Raw genomic sequence first — 918 nt, forward strand, 5'->3', positions numbered from 1 at the left:
TACAACACAAAAGGCAAAGACTACAATTGTCGCAAGCCTAGGCGAAGCATCAAGCAGCCTAGAGGTTTCAGGCAAAGTCACAGGCGCTGGTTGTACGACTTCTGCAGGTGGATGTTCAACAACACCGTACCTTAACGTCACATCAATCCCACTAAAGATTGCATCTGGCGGAGAATCGGTTAACTTGGCAAACACAACCGCATCGATCAAATACTTGAGCAACTCAGTCCAGTACGATAACATCTATGTTGGAACACTTGGTGTTACAAGATCGGACTTGACATCGGCGTTTACACGCGCACAAGTAGATCACCCAAGCACATTCAGCACCGCCATACACCCAATCACAAAAGCAGCACCGTCAACCACAAAAGCAATCGTTTACTGGACAGTAAGCATTGGTACCTATAATGCAATTCTGGACCAAGGCGAACACGCAGTACTTGCAATTGCACACGGAGCAAGCGAGCGACCAACATCACTTGACAAAGTGCGAGTTGAAGTTGTTGTGCCAACAGGTGCACCGCTGACCGTTGAAAGAAACGTACCGTCAATTACAACGTCCGTTGTAGACCTGGGTTAAGTGATCCCAAAAATAATCACAATTTCTTTTTTATTTTAATTCAGAAAGAAAACTATGGATACTGTTTGTTCGATCAACATAAACAAACTAGATGATATAGATTTAGAATAACAGTTCCATGCATGAGAAATCGTAGGGGTGTTGCAGGACTTGAAGCTGCCATAGTTATAGTGGTTCTTGTAATCGTGGCAGCAGCTTTAGCTTTTGTCGTTCTCAACATGGGTTTCTCTACAACACAAAAGGCAAAGACTACAATTGTCTCAAGCCTAGGCGAAGCATCAAGCAGCCTAGAGGTTTCAGGCATGGTGGTCGGTTCAGGTGATGTAAGTACAGGA

Annotated in this window: 2 protein-coding genes; both read left to right on the plus strand. The window is 44.4% G+C overall.

Annotated elements, in window-relative coordinates; translation table 11 throughout:
• The coding region (locus tag NITUZ_RS00445) for a flagellin (RefSeq protein ID WP_048194134.1) at positions 1-583 on the plus strand (583 nt) is incomplete at its 5' end.
• Between the two features lie 122 nt (positions 584-705).
• A partial coding sequence (locus NITUZ_RS00450; RefSeq protein ID WP_048194136.1) for an archaellin/type IV pilin N-terminal domain-containing protein occupies positions 706-918 on the plus strand: 213 nt, incomplete at its 3' end.

The organism is Candidatus Nitrosotenuis uzonensis (assembly GCF_000723185.1).
GTDB lineage: Archaea > Thermoproteota > Nitrososphaeria > Nitrososphaerales > Nitrosopumilaceae > Nitrosotenuis > Nitrosotenuis uzonensis.